The organism is Desulfobacterales bacterium, from assembly GCA_028704555.1.
Lineage (GTDB): Bacteria > Desulfobacterota > Desulfobacteria > Desulfobacterales > JAQWFD01 > JAQWFD01.
On sequence record JAQWFD010000020.1, the window covers coordinates 20620 to 37641 of the forward strand.

General features: G+C 52.8%; 11 protein-coding genes. All 11 read left to right on the top strand.

The genetic code is table 11. The annotated features are described in order from the left end of the window. The first annotated feature begins 4 nt into the window (after positions 1-4). The 11 genes from PHQ97_09005 to PHQ97_09055 all read left to right on the top strand — a co-directional run bounded on the left by PHQ97_09005 (position 5) and on the right by PHQ97_09055 (position 17017). Positions 5-622 (top strand): histidine phosphatase family protein, encoded by a 618-nt coding sequence (locus tag PHQ97_09005; GenBank protein MDD4392867.1) that lies wholly within the window; start codon positions 5-7, stop codon positions 620-622. Further along, on the top strand, positions 623-1822 hold the full coding sequence (locus tag PHQ97_09010) for a glycosyltransferase (protein ID MDD4392868.1): 1200 nt from the start codon (positions 623-625) through the stop codon (positions 1820-1822). It begins immediately after the preceding gene. Beyond that, entirely contained in the window at positions 1813-2598 is a 786-nt protein-coding gene (locus PHQ97_09015) for a polysaccharide deacetylase family protein (protein ID MDD4392869.1), read from the top strand. Before PHQ97_09010 ends, PHQ97_09015 begins: the two co-directional genes overlap by 10 nt. A 670-nt stretch (positions 2599-3268) precedes the next feature. Then, entirely contained in the window at positions 3269-3955 is a 687-nt protein-coding gene (locus PHQ97_09020) for an FtsX-like permease family protein (GenBank protein ID MDD4392870.1), read from the top strand. A gap of 345 nt (positions 3956-4300) precedes the next feature. Further along, positions 4301-5035: an ABC transporter ATP-binding protein gene (locus PHQ97_09025; protein ID MDD4392871.1), complete on the top strand. Its 735-nt coding sequence runs from the start codon at positions 4301-4303 to the stop codon at positions 5033-5035. Between the two features lie 240 nt (positions 5036-5275). Beyond that, positions 5276-10018: a peptide ABC transporter permease gene (locus tag PHQ97_09030; GenBank protein MDD4392872.1), complete on the top strand. Its 4743-nt coding sequence runs from the start codon at positions 5276-5278 to the stop codon at positions 10016-10018. Positions 10019-10536: 518 nt separating this feature from the next. Then, entirely contained in the window at positions 10537-12573 is a 2037-nt protein-coding gene (locus PHQ97_09035) for a hypothetical protein (GenBank protein MDD4392873.1), read from the top strand. A gap of 98 nt (positions 12574-12671) precedes the next feature. Further along, entirely contained in the window at positions 12672-14633 is a 1962-nt protein-coding gene (locus PHQ97_09040) for a peptide transporter (protein ID MDD4392874.1), read from the top strand. Positions 14634-14739: 106 nt separating this feature from the next. Next, the gene (locus PHQ97_09045; GenBank protein ID MDD4392875.1) at positions 14740-15357 is read left to right on the top strand and encodes a hypothetical protein; all 618 of its coding nucleotides are present in this window, start codon (positions 14740-14742) and stop codon (positions 15355-15357) included. Positions 15358-15711: 354 nt separating this feature from the next. Continuing rightward, positions 15712-16617 carry a hypothetical protein gene (locus PHQ97_09050; GenBank protein MDD4392876.1) on the top strand — a complete coding sequence of 302 codons (906 nt, stop codon included), beginning with the start codon at positions 15712-15714 and terminating at the stop codon, positions 16615-16617. Beyond that, the gene (locus PHQ97_09055; protein ID MDD4392877.1) at positions 16604-17017 is read left to right on the top strand and encodes a PqqD family protein; all 414 of its coding nucleotides are present in this window, start codon (positions 16604-16606) and stop codon (positions 17015-17017) included. Before PHQ97_09050 ends, PHQ97_09055 begins: the two co-directional genes overlap by 14 nt. Positions 17018-17022 lie beyond the last annotated feature (5 nt).

The window sequence follows — 17022 nt, forward strand, 5'->3', positions numbered from 1 at the left end:
ATTCATGAAAGAAACGACGCCTGCATTCCGGTTTGGGCTGGTAAGGCATGCCCCGACGGAATGGAACCGGGAAAAACGGATTCAGGGTCGCCGGGATGTCCTTCTGACTCCCGAAGGCGAAGAGCTGGCCCGGGCGTGGGGCCAGCGGCTGAGCCGGCTTTCCTGGGATGCCATGTGCTCGAGCAGCAGCCAAAGAGCGCTGAAAACCGCAGAATTGATGAATCAACACCTGAAGATCCCCCTGGCGGCAGATGACCGGCTTCGAGAACAGAATTGGGGAAGCTGGACAGGTAAAACCCTGGCTCAGATTCAGAAAGAAGCGCCTGACCTCCTGCGCCGGCAGGTACAATCGGGATGGCGATTTTGCCCTCCGGGCGGTGAGTCCAGAAACCAGGCACGGGAAAGAAGCATGAGGGTTCTGAACGACATCATCCGTGATAACCGGGGCAGACGCATTCTCATCGTGACCCATGAAGGCGTCATCAAATGCCTGCTGTATCGGATCTGTGGCAGGCAGTTTCTTCCGTCGGAGAAAAAACTGATCCAGCCGTTTCATCTGCACTGGCTCATATATGAACACAACGAATTCAAGGCGCAGATCAATGCGCTACCACTGGAATAAATGAAAATTATCTACTATTGTCAGCATGTTCTCGGGATCGGCCATTTTTTCAGGAGTCTGGAAATCTGCCGGGCACTGGCGCCTCAACCGGTGCTTCTGGTGAGCGGCGGACCCGGAATTCAGGTGGATTTTCCTGCCCACGTGCGGCTGGTTCGACAGGCCGGGCTGATGATGGATACCCAATTTCAGAATCTGTCACCGGTTCAGTCCGGTAAAAGTCTGGAGAGCGTCAAACAGGAAAGATCGCGGCAGCTGTATGATCTGTTTTTAAACGAAGCACCGGATTTGTTTCTGATTGAACTCTATCCGTTCGGGCGCCGGGCGTTTCGGTTTGAACTGGAACCGGTCCTCGATGGCATCAAAAATGGAAAACTTTTACCGTGTCGGGTCGTATGCAGTCTGAGAGATATTCTCGTGGAGAAGGAAAATGCGGAAAAATATGAGCGCCGGGTGGCTGAACGCCTGAATCGTAGTTTTGACGCGCTGTTGATCCATTCCGATCCACGGATATTGACGCTCGATGAAACATTTTGCCGGATGAATGATATCGCCATTGAGGTGGCCTATACCGGATTTGTGGCATCAAAACCGCCGCCGGCGGCACGGGCAATGACCCGAGACCGGCTTGGCATCGAAGAGGATCAGGCGCTGGTGGTGGTCAGTGCCGGCGGCGGAAAGGTGGGTTGCCGCCTTCTGGAAGCCGTAGCAAACGCAGTCAGGGAGATGAAATCCGGGCAGGCGGTTCGTCTGCAGATGGTGTCAGGCCCGTTCATGCCGGCGGCGGACTACCGCAAGCTGCTATCCCTTACGGATGACCGGATTGCCGTGAGGCGGTTTGATCCGGAATTTCTGTCTTTGATTGCGGCAGCCGACCTTTCGGTGAGCATGGCCGGGTATAACACCTGCATGAATGTTCTGGCGGCTCGGACCCCGGCGCTTCTCCTGCCGTTTGCTCAAAACCGGGAACAGCGGATACGGGCAGAGCGACTGGCCCGATATGGATGGATTGACGTGCTTGAGGATCAGGATCTTAAACCCGTGTCTTTATCCCGGCAGATGGCCCGGATGCTTTCGCAACCCAAACCCGGGCCGGTGGACATTGATCTTGAGGGCGCTGAGCATACGGCCGGATGGGTGCGGCTGCGAATGAATCCGATTGGTACTGATCCATCGGGCCGGGAAAGGATCTCATGGGCGTGAGCGTATCTTCTCTGTGGCTGGACCTTCCATCGGATATGGTTTCCCGGCTTGAACGTACGGTGGCTGCGGCCATTGACCGGGCCGGATCCGCCCGGCCCGTTACCATTTTTTTCAGGGCCGATGACGTGGCGGTTCCGGGCAACAGCTTTGACCGGTTGATGGCGTTGTTTCTGGCACATCAACTGCCGCTTTCACTGGCCGTTGTGCCGGCATGGGTTACGCCCGCCCGGTGGGCAGATCTCAGAAAATCCGGGGCAGGTGAAAGGGCGCTGTGGTGCTGGCACCAGCATGGCTGGCGGCATGTCAACCATGAACCCGCCGGGAAAAAAAGTGAATTCGGCGCCAGCCGGAGCCGGGAGGATATCACGGCGGATCTTGAAAAAGGGCGGTATCGGCTTCAAATCCTCCTGGGACCGGATTTTTATCCGGCATTTACGCCCCCCTGGAACCGTTGTGATGTGACAACGCTTCAGCAGCTCAAAGACCTGGAATACCATGCCGTATCGCGAAGCCGGGGCAGCTGCTGCCCGCCTCCGGATGGGTTGCCGGATATTCCGGTCAACGTCGATCTTCACACACGAAAAGAAATCCGGTCCGAACAGGGATGGGAAAATCTGTTGGGCGAGATTCATCAGGCGATTTCATGCGGATTCTGTGGAATCATGATCCACCACCAGCGAATGAATAATGCCGCATTTTATTTTCTGAAACATCTTTGCCGGATTATTTCAACCCGCCGGGAACTGTTGGCGATGCATCTGAAGGATCTGGCGTAGGGAAATTATGTATATCCTTCTGAAATCTTGTCAGCCCACACTTCGAGCCGGGAGCAGAATAATTTTCACGCAAAGGCGCAAAGATTGATAGCCGCAAAGAGTCACAAAAAACGCAAAAGGAGAATAGGTAAATGATCACCAGATCCATGTAAATGGATACTTTTCGATCTTTCTCTGTGTCCTCTGTGCGCTCTGTGGTGAATTTTTCCTTTTCAGAAAAAGTTGCTGAAGGACAGGAGAGGGTGCTTTTGATGATTTAGACAAGGAGTTTTGTTTGAAACCTTTTTTTAACCACAGAGCACACAGAGTTCACAGAGAAAAACTGGTGTAGGGGCACGAGGAATCGTGTCCAATTTGAGGGCCGGGAGCTTTCCTTCCTTGAGGATGTTATCAGATAAAAGCCTCTTGCTTTTTATCTTTTGCCTCAAACGAAGTGCTCCTCAAGCGATAGCGGTCCTAAGCCCACGCGATAGCGAGTTATTTTATTGCTCTTGTTAAAATAAAAAACTGGTCTGAAAAAAATCATGGATGAAAAAAACAAAAACTTTGCGCCTTTGCGCCTTTGCGTGAGATTAATTTTATTACAATATCGTTTTTTAATGAATGATGTCTATTGGCAATATAATAAGTTATATCAGTATGTAGCGCTTGTAGGGCCAGGAGCGCCGAAATGATTTCCAATCAACCCGGGCATAGACAACTTCCCGTCAACCGTCTGGTGGTGCTGCCGTTTAAGACATCGGTCAGCATCGCGTTTGAAAGTATCCGGGTCCGGTTTTTCAGATCCGCCATCACAACGATGAGTCTGGTGCTGGCTGTTTCGTTTTTCAGTTTTATCAACGTGAACATCGATATCACCAGCGGGCTTCTGGCTACCGGAGATCCCTTGTTGAGACCGGCACTTGTCCGTTCGGGATATGATCTTGAGGCGGAGGATACCTCAGCCGCAAGCAGTCCCAAACAGCGATGGCTGGTAGCGCTTTCTCTGCTGGTGTGTATGGTCGGGATTGTAAATGCCCAGTTGATGGCCGTTACCGAACGGTTTCGGGAGATCGGAACCATGAAATGCCTTGGGGCGCTGGACCGGTTCATCCTCCGGCTGTTTCTTCTGGAAGCCGGGATACAGGGGCTGATCGGAGGCGGGCTGGGCGCTGTCGTCGGAGGCGGATTTTCTTTGATCAACGCATGGATCAGAATCGGTCCGGTAGCCATCGCCAGTCTTTCATGGGCATCTGCGGCACAATCCGTGTGCCTGGCAACCGGCATCGGGTTTATATTGAGTCTTTTGGGTGTCCTGTATCCGGCTGTGGTGGCGTCCAGAATGCGGCCGGTGGAAGCCATGCGAGTTGAACAGTAATTGATTGGAAATTTTGTTTTTACGATTTAAAGCCATTTTTGATTCAGTCAAGTCGAGACAAAATAATTTTCACGCAAAGGCGCAAAGGCGCAAAAAATTCTTACTGGAGTTGAGTTGTGTCCGGTTGCCTTCGGAATGAAGCGGCAATGTGGGTATGACTTTAAACAAATAATCCATCTTGTTGTTTTTGTTAATGTAATAAAATCTTGTATGAGACAAATCACGGGTAAATAAAGACAAACCCTTTGCGTCCTTTGCGCCTTTGCGTGAGATTAAATTTTTTATAAGGAAAAATCCGAATTACATCTCTGACACCCTTCGAAAAAAAATGACGGGTAACTCATCATGAACACAGCTCACCGTATTGTTCGCGTCCATGACGTCACCAAAACATTCCGGCTCGGGAAAACACAGCTGCAGGCACTCAAGGGTATATCGCTGGAGATCACCGTGGGTGAATATCTTTCGATCATGGGACCTTCCGGATCGGGGAAAAGCACGTTGTTCAACATGATCGGCGGGCTGGATAAACCGACTTCCGGCAAAGTGTTTATCGATGAGGTCGACATCGCGCAACTGGACGCATATGAGCTGGCATGGCTCCGATGTCGGAAAATCGGCTACATCTTTCAGACATTCAATCTGATTCAGGTCATGACGGCCTTAGAGAATGTGACATTACCCATGATTTTTTCCGGTATGAGCAACGATGCAGCCGTTGAGAAAGGAATCCGTTTGCTGGAGATGGTAGGCCTTGGCGACCGGTTCCGCCATAAACCGTTTGAGCTTTCTGGCGGTCAGCAGCAGCGTGTTGCCGTGGCCCGGGCGCTCGCAAACGATCCGGCCATCATCCTGGCGGATGAACCCACAGGAAATCTGGATTTGACTACCGGAGAGGAAATCATCAGACTTCTCAAGCATCTCAGTCAGGAACGTCATGTGACCGTTATATCCGCCACCCACGATATCAAGATGCTCAATGTGTCGGATCGGGTTGTATGGATCAGGGATGGCCGGGTGGAAAAGATAGAAAGCCGCCATGAGCTGTCCATTTCCGTCGGTGAAGTTGAAAGCAGGTAGCGTTGCCGGAACGGATCGGTGAAGATTGGAGACGGTCCGTAATCATGGGTTTTTCTGATAATAAATTTATAGGCAGTAAAAGACGGAAGCAAAAAGGATGAGAGCCAGCCAATGACCCGGGTCTGCCATTTCATAAGCCATAGGGCGCTGTCAAAGGTACTTGCGGCCGTGTGGTGCGCTTTGATCCTGCAGGGCGCGTCTCACAGCGTAGCGGCTGCCGAAATCGCGGAATCCGGCTTCATGAATTCTATTGCCATCCTGTCAGCCATGGGGGATCGGAGTACCGGCACGCCGGGATGCGGCAAAGCTGCTGACTATATCCGGAACACCTTTTCGGGTCTCGGGTATGATCAGACCGGGACCCAGTTGTTTTCCACTCCGGTAGTCCGTCATTACGGCAGCACTTTATCGGTTCCGGGCAGCGGGGAAAAAATACAGATCGCCGCATTCCGGTACAATGTGATTACCCCGGAAACCATACCCCCGCCGGGGATGGAAGGGCCGCTGTTTTATGTGGGGTCCGGATCACTGGCCGAATTTAACGGCAAGGCGGTTTCAGGCGCCGTGATACTGATGGAGATGGATTCGGGGAAAAACTGGCTGCATGCGGCCAGCCTCGGCGCCAGGGCATTGATTTATATTGACAGGGGAAATGTATTTCGGGAGCAGTTTGAAGAAAAAGTCGAACTTTCGCCAGTTGAATTCCCCTGTTTCTGGAGTAGCCTCGAGCAGATACAACAGGTGTTCGGTGACGTTCAAACGGCTCCCGACGGCCGGGTTTCACCGCTGATCCGGTTGACCAGTAACATGCGATGGGAGGATGTGGAGGCGGAAAATGTGTATTGCCTCATTCCCGGTACGGATCCGAAGCTGGACAGCGAGATGATGATCGTGGAGGCTTTTTATGACAGTACCGCCATGGTTTCGGGCCGTTCGCCGGGCGCGGATGAAGCCTGCAGCATTGCCACGCTGCTGGATCTGGCCCGCACCCTGAAGCGTAATCCTCCGGGTCGTGCCGTGTTGTTGGTGGCGACCGCTGGTCATGCACAGACCCTGGCCGGGATGCGTGAAATGATATGGAGTATTTCAACCCCCACCAGGAATATGCGGGAGCTCCAGAAACAGCTCAGTGCGATGGTTGAAAAAAGTCGGGCGGTGATGATCTCGCTTCAGCGGGTTTCGATAGAGAACCTGTCCGAAGCCAGGTCAGATGCCCTGTTTGCAGGGGCGGTATCCGAGCGAATAAAAACAGAGGTCGATGAGATATCAAGGGAGCTCATGCGGCTTCGACTTCAGAATTCAGATGCCTCGAACCAGCAAACTATACAGCAGCTGGCTCGCCGGAGGCTTCTGCTCAGACGGATGGGGTGGCGCTCGGCATTTTCAGATCTTTCCAATGAAGAACAAAATGAAATGCGCCGGCTGATTCCTCTGGTTGCGGCAGATCATCAGGAGATCATCACCGATGCCACAGGCCAGCTGAATCATCTGAAAAGCGCCCGGCAGTTCAGGGCACGGGTCGTAGAACGTGAGCCGGTCGCCGTGATATCGCTTCACCTTTCCAGCCATGGGGCGGGGGCAGGTGCGTTTAACCGGGGCTGGCTTTATTCATTAAAATCCGACATCAACCGGGTCGAGGCCTACAGCGCTATCAATGACATGCTGCTTCAGGCGGCCGCAAAGGTTCAGCAGACGACCATGCCGGGGAATCTGTTTCAGGATACGCTTCGTCCAAACCGTCTCCGGCCGTGGCAGAGTTTTTTCCCGGATAAGCCCTTTATGGGCGGAGAAGTCAGCGCGCTGGCCGGGTATGTGGGTTTGACGCTGGCCACCGTAAATGATGCCAGACAGCGATGGGGAACGCCTGATGACCGGATGGATCAGGTCGATGACCGCAATGGCATCCGGCAAAGCGCGCTGATATGCGCTTTGTTGAAACAGCTGGCCGAGTCGCCCGTGCGGGTGGGGGATAAGCTTCTCAGACAGGGATTTGCCTCTGTGACCGGGCGGGCCAATTTTATCCGGCACGGTGAGCTGTTTGCCGATCAGCCGGCGCCGGGTACCATCCTGATGTGTTACCAGGGCCGGGGCAGATATTATGCCCGGGTGGATGCGATGGGCAGATTTTATCTGCATGGTGTTGCTGATAAAAAACATGTGCTGGACAAGGTCATCATCGAGGGATACCGGTTTGATCCGGTAACCGGTGCGGTCGTGTGGGCGATCGATAAGAAACAAACCGGTAAAGACGCTTATCGCATCAAAATGAGCCGTCGGTTCATGGAAACCAATCTGGTGATGTTTGCCTGCAGACAGACCACTCTGTTCAATCTGCTCGAGCCCCGCAGTTTCAGATATCTGACAAAGATTCAGCTCATTGACGGGCGACGCGACGCCCCTCCCGCGCGGTACTGGTACAGCCGGATCGATACCCGCGCCTCGGTTGTTTCATCGATTTATCTGGAAAGCGGCAGCCGGCTCAAAATGACACTGTCTGATACGATGCTGACCAAAAAGATGATTCTGACCCATGCTTCGGAACGTCAACCGGAGGGCACCGGTTATCGGGTCGATGAGTGGCCCTGCATTCACCGGACCGAGTTTATGGTGGCGCAGGACATGTGGGTGCTGCTGGGTCCGCGGATTGAAAACCTTGAACGCCATGGGGTCGCCGATGAGCAAATCCGTCAGATCCAGCAGGAGGGCCAGGCCGCGTTAGCCAGCGCCCGCGGGTATTTAGCTGCTATGGAATATGACCGGTTTTTTGATTCGGCCCGCCGGTCATGGGCCCTGGCCAGCCGGGTCTATGATCATGTGGATGCCACCCAGAAAGATGTGTTGCTGGGGGTGCTGTTTTACATTGCTTTGTTTGTGCCATTTGCATTCAGTATGGAGCGGCTGATGTTTTCATATGCCGATATTCATAAACGCATTATCGCGTTTTTTGCGATTCTGCTTGTTCTGATCGCGGTGATATATCACGTCCATCCGGCATTTGAGCTGGCCTACAGTCCGATGGTGGTTATTCTGGCGTTTTTTATCATGGGACTGTCGCTGGTCGTGACGCTGATTATTTTTTTCCGGTTTGAACAGGAGATGATGCTGCTTCAGCGCCGGGCAAAGCATATGAGAGCCGAAGAGATCAGTCGCTGGAAAGCGTTTGCCGCGGCATTCTTTCTCGGGGTGAGCAATCTGAGTCGACGACGCCTCAGGACGGTGCTGACCTGCATGACCCTGATTATTCTGACCTTTACCATCATGAGCTTTACGTCGGTCAAGTCTGTCCGGCGTCACTCACGAATTTTATTCCAGAATCAATCACCGTATCATGGGCTGCTGTTGAAACGAGTCGGTTGGAATGACCTGCCGGTTGAGTCTCTGGATATTCTGGCGGATAGTTTTGAAGGCAGGGCTGTGGCATTGCCAAGGGTCTGGATGGAAAATGAGGACCGAACCCAGCCGGTGAGAGTGCCGGTCCGGTTTCAGGACCGGGTGTTTGAGGGCAGGGGACTGGTGGGCCTGTCGTACCGGGAAATGCTTCTGGCCGGCAGAGACCGGATGCTGACCGGAGGCCGCTGGTTCAATGAACACGACCGGAACGCGATTCTCCTGCCCGAGCGGATGGCCCGATATCTTGGAATCGATCCGGCAGGGCCCGGAGGCGTCCGGGTGTATCTCTGGGGGAAAGCGTTTGAGGTGGTGGGCACCTTTTCAGACAATGCGTATGATCAGTGGCTGGATCTTGACGGGGAACCGCTCACCCCGGTTACCTTCCCGGGCGAACTGTCCATGGAAATGACCGAGGTGGAGCAGGAAGCCATGGAATCCGGCGAGGATGTCAGTGCGTTTCAAAGCCGTTACCAGCACCTGCCCGCGGATCAAACCATTATCATTCCCTGTCAGACATTGTTGACCATGGGGGGAAATTTTAAATCTCTGGCGGTTTATCCGGATAAGGGCGCGTCTATTTCGCAAATGGCCCGGCAGCTGATAGACCGGTTCGGACTGACGCTGTTTGCAGGGCAGCCGGATGGCACCTTTGTCTATAATGTCAGCGATACATTGAGTTACAGCGGCATGCCCAATATTGTCATCCCGCTTCTGATTTCCATCCTGATCGTTCTCAATACCATGGTCGGCAGCGTGTATGAACGCAAGCGGGAGATCGCCGTGTACACATCGGTCGGACTGGCGCCGTCGCATGTATCGTTTCTGTTTGTTGCAGAAGCCATGGCGTTTGCAGTCATCAGCGTAGTCTTCGGCTATATCCTCGCCCAGACGACCGCCGTGATGTTTTCCGGAACGTCTTTGTGGAAAGGGATTACCGTCAATTACTCTTCACTCACGGGTGTGGCGGCTATGATGCTGGTTTTTCTGGTGGTACTGGTATCGGTTCTGTACCCGTCCAGGGTGGCGTCCCGGATTGCGATTCCGGATGTCAACCGGGGATGGGCACTGCCTGAACCCGTTGGTAATGTGCTTGAGGTCACCCTGCCCTTTTTGATGAAATACGGTGAAAACCGAAGTATCGGCGCTTATGTGTTCGTGTATTTTAACGAACATCAGAATGTTTCACATGGAATGTTTTCGACCGGAGATCTGGCCTATGACTTTGCCTGTCCGGTTTCTTCGCCGGTTTTTTCGAAGGACGCGCGGGAACAGTTTTCGGTTTCGGAGGCCATTGCCTGCGATCAAGCGTGTTTTTTATTTCATGCCAACGTCTGGCTGGCTCCGTTTGATTTCGGGATCATGCAACGGGTTGAGCTGTCGTTTTGTCCGTCTGCGGAAGATTCCGGATTTCTGGAAATAAAGGTTAAAATGATAAGACTTTCGGGGGAGGTCAACGCCTGGAAACGGATCAACAGAACGTTTCTTCATCAACTGCGCAAACAGCTTCTGGTCTGGCGATCTCTGGACAGGGAGGTGCAGCAGCATTATGAGTCACTGCTTGACAGAGCGGAGGAGCAGAAAATCCGCGACTGAAATTTATTTTTTTGCTGCGGATACTCGCGGATAAGGTCAGAAAAGGAACCAAACGACTGTTTGGGCTTCTTAACACTTCATGGCCCCGGCATCTTTTCCCCCGATCGTGCCATGTCGTCCGCCGGCAACGGCCGGGACTTCGAAGCTACACGTAAGAGAATATGGCCGCGGTTATGATCCAGTCCGACTGTTTAACAAAAGTGCGGATGGTTAAAAAGACAAGAATTTTCCCCTTATAGTTACCGCCCGCTTCGCTCGAGATGCAGAGCCTCGAAACAGCGGTTTTTTGTCTCTGCGAGCGCTGTGCCTCAAGAGAGCGAAGCGAACGGGCGGTAGAAAATTAAAGAGTTTTTTGTAACGGCAATTCCATGGAAATTGGGGTGCGGGCAAGGTCCGCTTTAGTTTCTCATCCCTTAACGCCGATGGACACATAAGAACTACAACGGGGATGCTTTGCACTCAATGTTGCTTAAGATAGGATCAGGTCTGAAAAATCTTTCGGTGAAAGCAGCTTTATTATGACAGACGATTTTTCCCCGAAAAAATCCCTCAACCCTGCTGAAACGGGCGGGGAGCTTTATGCACATGACAGGATACGGGTCCGGGCCCTGGTGACAGGTCTGGTTCTTGCCGTTGTTATCTGTTTGCTGACGCCGTTCAACAATGCGTACCGGCAGGCAACACCCCTCGGGGGAGGGCATTTTCCGCTGGCGCCGTTTTTTATCCTGATGGTGCTGATGCCGGTCATGGCCGGTGTCGGCAGATGGTTTAAACGGCTGCCGCTGACAGGCAGGGAGCTTCTCGTCATATGGATCCTGATGGTGCTGGTTTCAGGCATCGCGTATACCGGCCTGGTTCGGACATTATTTGTCAACATGACCGCGCCTTATCACTTTGCCACGGTGGAAAACCAGTGGGAAGACAAGTTGCAGCCATTGCTTCCGAAAAGCTGGTGCCCCCGGGAGCCGGATACGATTGCCGGTTTGTATAACGGCCTTCCCGGGGGGCGGCAGATGTCGTGGTGGCAGACGTTCACAAACATTCCCTGGTCATCCTGGATAGGGCCGCTTGCCGTCTGGAGCAGCTTTATTATCCTGTGTTACATGGTGATGATCTGCCTGGTGAATATCTTAAGCCGTCAGTGGATTCACAATGAACGTATGAATTTTCCCCTGCTTCAGGTTCCCCGCCTGATGGAAGATGCGCTGGAGCAACGGGATGGCTGGCGATTGTTTTTTAATTATTTTCTGCTGGCCGGGTTTCTGGTTCCGGTGTGCCTGCATACGGTAAATGGCCTTCATGCGTACTATCCAAGCGTTCCCCAGATTCCGACCTTGATATTGGCAGGTCCCTATTTTTCCAAATATGGTCTGTTTTCAGGATTTTATAAGCTGAAACTCTATATCTACCCGGCGTTTATCGGATTTGCTTTTCTGACCTCTCGCCAGATTTCATTCAGCTTCTGGCTGTTTTTCGTATTGGGCGGGCTGTTGATCGGGGCTCTCGGCGTTCTGGGTTATAATATTCCGGCCGCGGCATTGGGGGTGACCTTCGGCCCCACGCTTTCCCGGCCGGAAGAAACGCAGATGATAGGGGCGTATGCCATATTTTTTGTGTTTATTGTATGGCTTGCGCGGTATCACCTGATGGATGTCCTGCGCCAGGCGTTCGGATTGGAACCGTCCACGCAGGTAAAAACCGAGTGGTTTTCCCTGCGGCTGTCGTTCTGGGGGTTTGTGGCAGGCGCTGTCGGTATTGTCCTCTGGTTCCGGTATTTCGGCATGCCGGTGAAGGTCGCCTGTCTGCTCCTGGGTGCTTTTTTGATGGTGATGGTTGTGGCAAGCCGCGTCATCTGCCAGGGCGGCATCGCTTATTTTACGCTGACGGCGGCACCGATCGATATGGTCATGACCGTTGCCGGCGCACAGTTTTTTACGCCGGTGGCGATGGTGGTTGCCGCGGTTACCCAGAAGGTGCTGTTTGTCGATCTGAGAGAATCGTTGATGCCGTCACTGGTTCATGCCCGTAAGATTACCCAGGATGTCGGCAACCGGCGGTTGGTATTTGGTGCTATTCTGGTTGTTCTGCTGGCAGGGATTCTCTGCTCGTTTGTCGCTATGCTGTGTCTGTGTTACCGGTTCGGCATTCGGGAGCTTCAGCTGGACTGGGCCATACAGACCACCGTGGCCGTGTATGACAATGTGCAGACCCTGATACAGACGCCGGTAGACCCCGGCAGATGGGTGACGCTTTTCGCGGCGGCCGGGGCGGGGGTCATGCTGGCGCTGGTGGTCTGTTATCACCGGTTTTACTGGTGGCCGATTCATCCGGTCGGCTATTTGATGGCCTACAGTTCAGCCATGCAAATTTTATGGTTCAGTTTTTTTGTGGGCTGGATGTGTAATGCCCTGTGCATGCGTTACGGCGGAATCGCCTTGTTCAGGCAGCTCCGGTACTTTTTTGTGGGGCTGATCATGGGCGATGTGCTGATGGCGGGCGTGTGGGCTATCGTGGGGTTGTTTGGGAATGTCAGCTATCAAGTTTTACCGGTATAAAGAGGAGCGCTTTGCTTGAGGATCGGTCCTTCGGACCTTGAGGGGCCCTCTTTCGGGTTTGAGGGACAATCAACAGATATAAGCCGACAGACAAAATTATGTATAATGACAGGGAGCTTGACGAATACAGGGATCTGCTGAAAACTCCGGATCATTTTGAGGAGGGGTTTGACTGGAAAACCGTTGTCGGATCGGTTTTTATCGGGTTTTTGATGATGCCCGGCAGCATGTATCTTCAGCTGGTCATCGGTACGGGAATCGGTCCTGCCGCACGCTGGGTCACCATTATCCTGTTTGCCGAAATTGCCAAGCGTTCGTATACCGAACTCAAACAGCAGGAAATATTTCTTCTGTATTACATGGCCGGTGCCGCCTTGTCCTCTCCTTTTCAGGGGCTTCTGTGGAACCAGTATCTTGTTCAGTCGGATGCAGCCAGAATGCTGGGTCTGGTCGAATTCATTCCTTCCTGGGTGGCGCCCGGTCCGGAATCGGAAGCGTTGATCCAGCGGACTTTTTTTCATCGTGACTGGCTGATTCCGATTTTGTTGCTGGTCGGCTCGCAGGTGATTCAGCGGGTCGATCATTTTGGTCTGGGCTATGCGTTGTATCGAATCACATCCGATGTGGAAAAGCTGCCTTTTCCCATGGCTCCGGTAGGCGCTCTGGGAACCATGGCACTGGCAGAATCCACCGAAGAGAAGGAAAAAAGCTGGAAATGGAAAGTGTTTTCCATCGGAGGAATGATCGGGCTCGTGTTCGGGGGGATCTATGTGCTGGTGCCTACGGTATCCGGTTTGATCTTTACCGAGCCGGTTCGTCTGATTCCGATCCCGTGGGTGGAGCTGACCCGGTATACCGAGGCAGTGCTTCCGGCAGTGGCCACCGGCATTCAGCTGGACATGGGGCTGATATTTATCGGTATGGTGCTGCCTTTCTGGGCAGTGATCGGTGGGCTTGTGGGGCTGATCATCACCATTATCGCCAATCCGATTCTGTACGAACACGGCATTCTCAAACGCTGGCATCCGGGGATGGAAACCGTGGATACCGTGTTCGCCAATAGTTTTGATTTCTACATGAGTTTTGGAATCGGGCTGGGGCTGGCCATTGCCGCTGTAGGGATATGGTATGTGCTCAGATCCTTCCGGGAAAGCGACAGCCGGAAACGGGGCGCATTTTCGGATCTGTTTCATCCCCCGCCCGGGCGGGGGGATTTTAATTTCTGGATCGCCATAGGTATCTACGTCGCATCGACCCTCGCCTATGTGGGGCTGTGTGTATGGTTGGTGCCGGGATTCCCCTGGGTTTTTTTTCTGGGTTACGGCTTCGTATATACGCCGATTCTTTCCTATGTTACGGCACGCATGGAGGGAATAGCCGGGCAGTTTGTCAGCCTGCCGCTGGTGCGTGAAGCCAGCTTTATTGCCGGAGCGAGATTTTTCGGCTATCAGGGAATCGAGATATGGTACGCCCCGATTCCAATCCATAATTATGGTGAAGCCACGGTACATTTCCGGGAGATCGAGCTGACCGGAACCAGTATCCGGGGGATCATAAAAGCCGAAATCGTCGTGTTCCCGGTAGTCATAGTGGCAAGCCTCCTCTTTTCCCAGTTCATCTGGCGGCTGGCCCCGATTCCGTCAGCCAGTTATCCCTATGCCCAGGAGCTGTGGCATCTTCAGGCGCTGAATACACTTCTGATGCAGACCTCAACCCTGGAGGGAAATTCCCTGTTTTTCCAGGCGTTAAACGGGGGGTATGTGATGATTGGTCTGTGTTTTGGCACGATTACCTATTTTATTCTGAATTTTTTCAGACTTCCGGTGCTGTTGATTTACGGTGTGGTCAGGGGCCTCGGGCAGAGCACACCTCACGGTATGATTCTGGAAGTCATCGGCGCATTGGCCGGCAGGTATTTTTTTCTGAAACGGTACGGGAAAATGTGGCGTCAGTACGCGCCGGTTTTGCTGGCCGGGTTTTCCTGCGGAATGGGGTTGACCGGGATGTTTGCTATGAGCTTTGCGCTGATCATTAAGTCTTTAAGCCGTATGGCATATTGAGGACGGGGAGTAGGGAGTAAGGAGTAGGGTGTAAGGTGTAGGGTACGGGGGAGAAGGCGGGTATGGGGCGAAGGGGTATAAGGCGATTATAAGGATGGGTGGCGATATGAAAATGAAAGTGGTGTTGTGGGTTGTCATGATGGCGGCTTTCGGGCATGGGCTGTGCGGGGCGCAGGCGCCTCATGGTATTGGAGGCTTTGTGCTGGGAACCGATATTTCGCAATACCAGCAGCTGCTGAATATGGCCTCGGATTTGCCTATTCGTCATATGGAGTATATCCGGGAGGTTGAAATCCGGCATATGCAGGGATTTAAAAGCGGTCTGATCCATTACGGTGCCTGCGCGGAACCGGGGAAGATCGTCAGAATCAAACTCAAATATGACGACAGCAGTAAAAAATTTTACGGGATGCTCCTGGAGCGCTATAAACAGCGGTTCGGGGAGCCTTCCGAATGGCTGGGTGATCCGTTCCATATTGTCATCGCATGGAAATGGGCATTTGTCGATGAACACCGGAACAGAATCAGTCTGGTGCTTCAGCACAACACAAAAGACGTGGAGGAAAAGCTGGGCAATTCCGTTAAGCTGGCGATGACCAACTGGATTGAAAAAGAACGGGACTGTTTTGAGCAAACAAAGGCGGCGCCTGACCCGTCAGAAAAAGCCGGGCATCCGATTCGTGCAAGGGATACTGTGGATTGGGACCGTTTTATCCCTGAGTAGTGTCTATCCATAAGTTCAGACACGTTGTCGCGTGCTCCGTCCCGCCCATCCCCGGCAACTTTTCCCCGGATCGTGCAATGTCGTACGCCGGGAACGGGCGGGACTCCGCGGCCACTCTTCGGAACTATGGCCGAAGTTATGATCGGGCCCGAAAAAAAGGACTGAGTGCTAAGGGCTAAGGGGGTGGGAGCTTTGCGCCTTTGAGGATGTTATAAGATAAAAGTTTTTTGTTTTTTGCCTCAAGCGAATCGCTCCTCAAACGAAGTGGTCCTCAAACGACAGCGCTCCTTAGTCCGCGCTATCGCGTTAATTTAAGCGCCTCGAGTGAGCGATTTAACAAAGGACGGATTTGTCATGGAAGAGATATATAATCGGGCAGAGTGGAAATCCATGGACTGGAACCGTATCCATATGACAGTGCCGGCAGCCTGGGAAATTTCACGGATCGGAAAACAGTACCTGATGCTGGAGCATCGAGGTCTGCCGGCCTTGGAAATCAAATGGATTCCCGCTGGCAGGTCGGTAAAATTGCAATCGTTGCTGAAGGATATCAACCGGAATCAGGGTAGAACTTGTCCCTGCGTTGAACCTGTCCCCATCCCCCCTGTCTGGGAAGAAGCCGTTGCCGGATTTGATGATGCGGCCTGTTTCCGGTGGAAAGGAAAGCGTTTGGGGGGTGCAGGCGTGCTGTTATCCTGCAGGGATTGTCGCCAAGTCATATTGATACAATTTATTATGCCCGAAACACCACGTGTTGATCCGGTCAATTCGACAGTATTATCCTCTCTTGTCGATCAATGCGCAAAAGAACGGATCAGCTGGCGTGTGTACGATATCCATGCGGTAATTCCGAATGAGTTTGAGCTGTCATACTACCATTTCAGGCCGGGTAATTTTCAACTGGGGTTCGTGTCTTCAAAAAAGGAACAACTGAACCTGTATCGATGGGCACCGGCGTCTTATCTTCTCCGCGACAGCGGATTGGCGCGGTTTGCAGCCCAGACTCTGAATATTTCTCCGCGAATGAAAATCGTTCGTATATCTGAAAAGCCAGAGACTATGGAATGGGAGATGCCCCACCCGTCAACGGATTTAAGATATCGTTTGTGGTACGCTGTTTCAATCCGTCGCCGGTATCGGCAAATCCGGATCTGTCATCAGGAAACCGAAAGTCGTATCACAGGGGTTGAACTGCTGTCCCGGCGACCGATCCAATTCACTCGTTTCAAGAGGCTCTGTTCCGGTTATGTGTGCCTTTAGAAAAAAAAACAAGCCCGGCAGCCCGGCACGGATAAGCCGATCTGAAGCATTGGCATGTATTCCGGCCAGGCATGTTCTGGCGACCGAAAATCGTCTTGAAAGTGGAGACGTGGTGGTCACCTGTCCGATACCGCACCGGCCCTGGATGGCCGGATGGATGCGATTGACCGGCAAAACTTCAGCTTCGGTCCTGATGAAGCGAATTGAACTGGACGAGTTCGGGACCATTGTCTGGGATTTGATCAACGGGAAACGCTCCGTATGGAACATCATTCAACGATTTTCCGAAATCAGCCGAATGCATCCGAACGAAGCCGAAGTTTCGGTAACCCTGTTTTTAAGAGAGCTGGGAAAACGCGGGATGATAGGACTGAAACAACAGGAAGCGGATTCAGGCTGAAACCG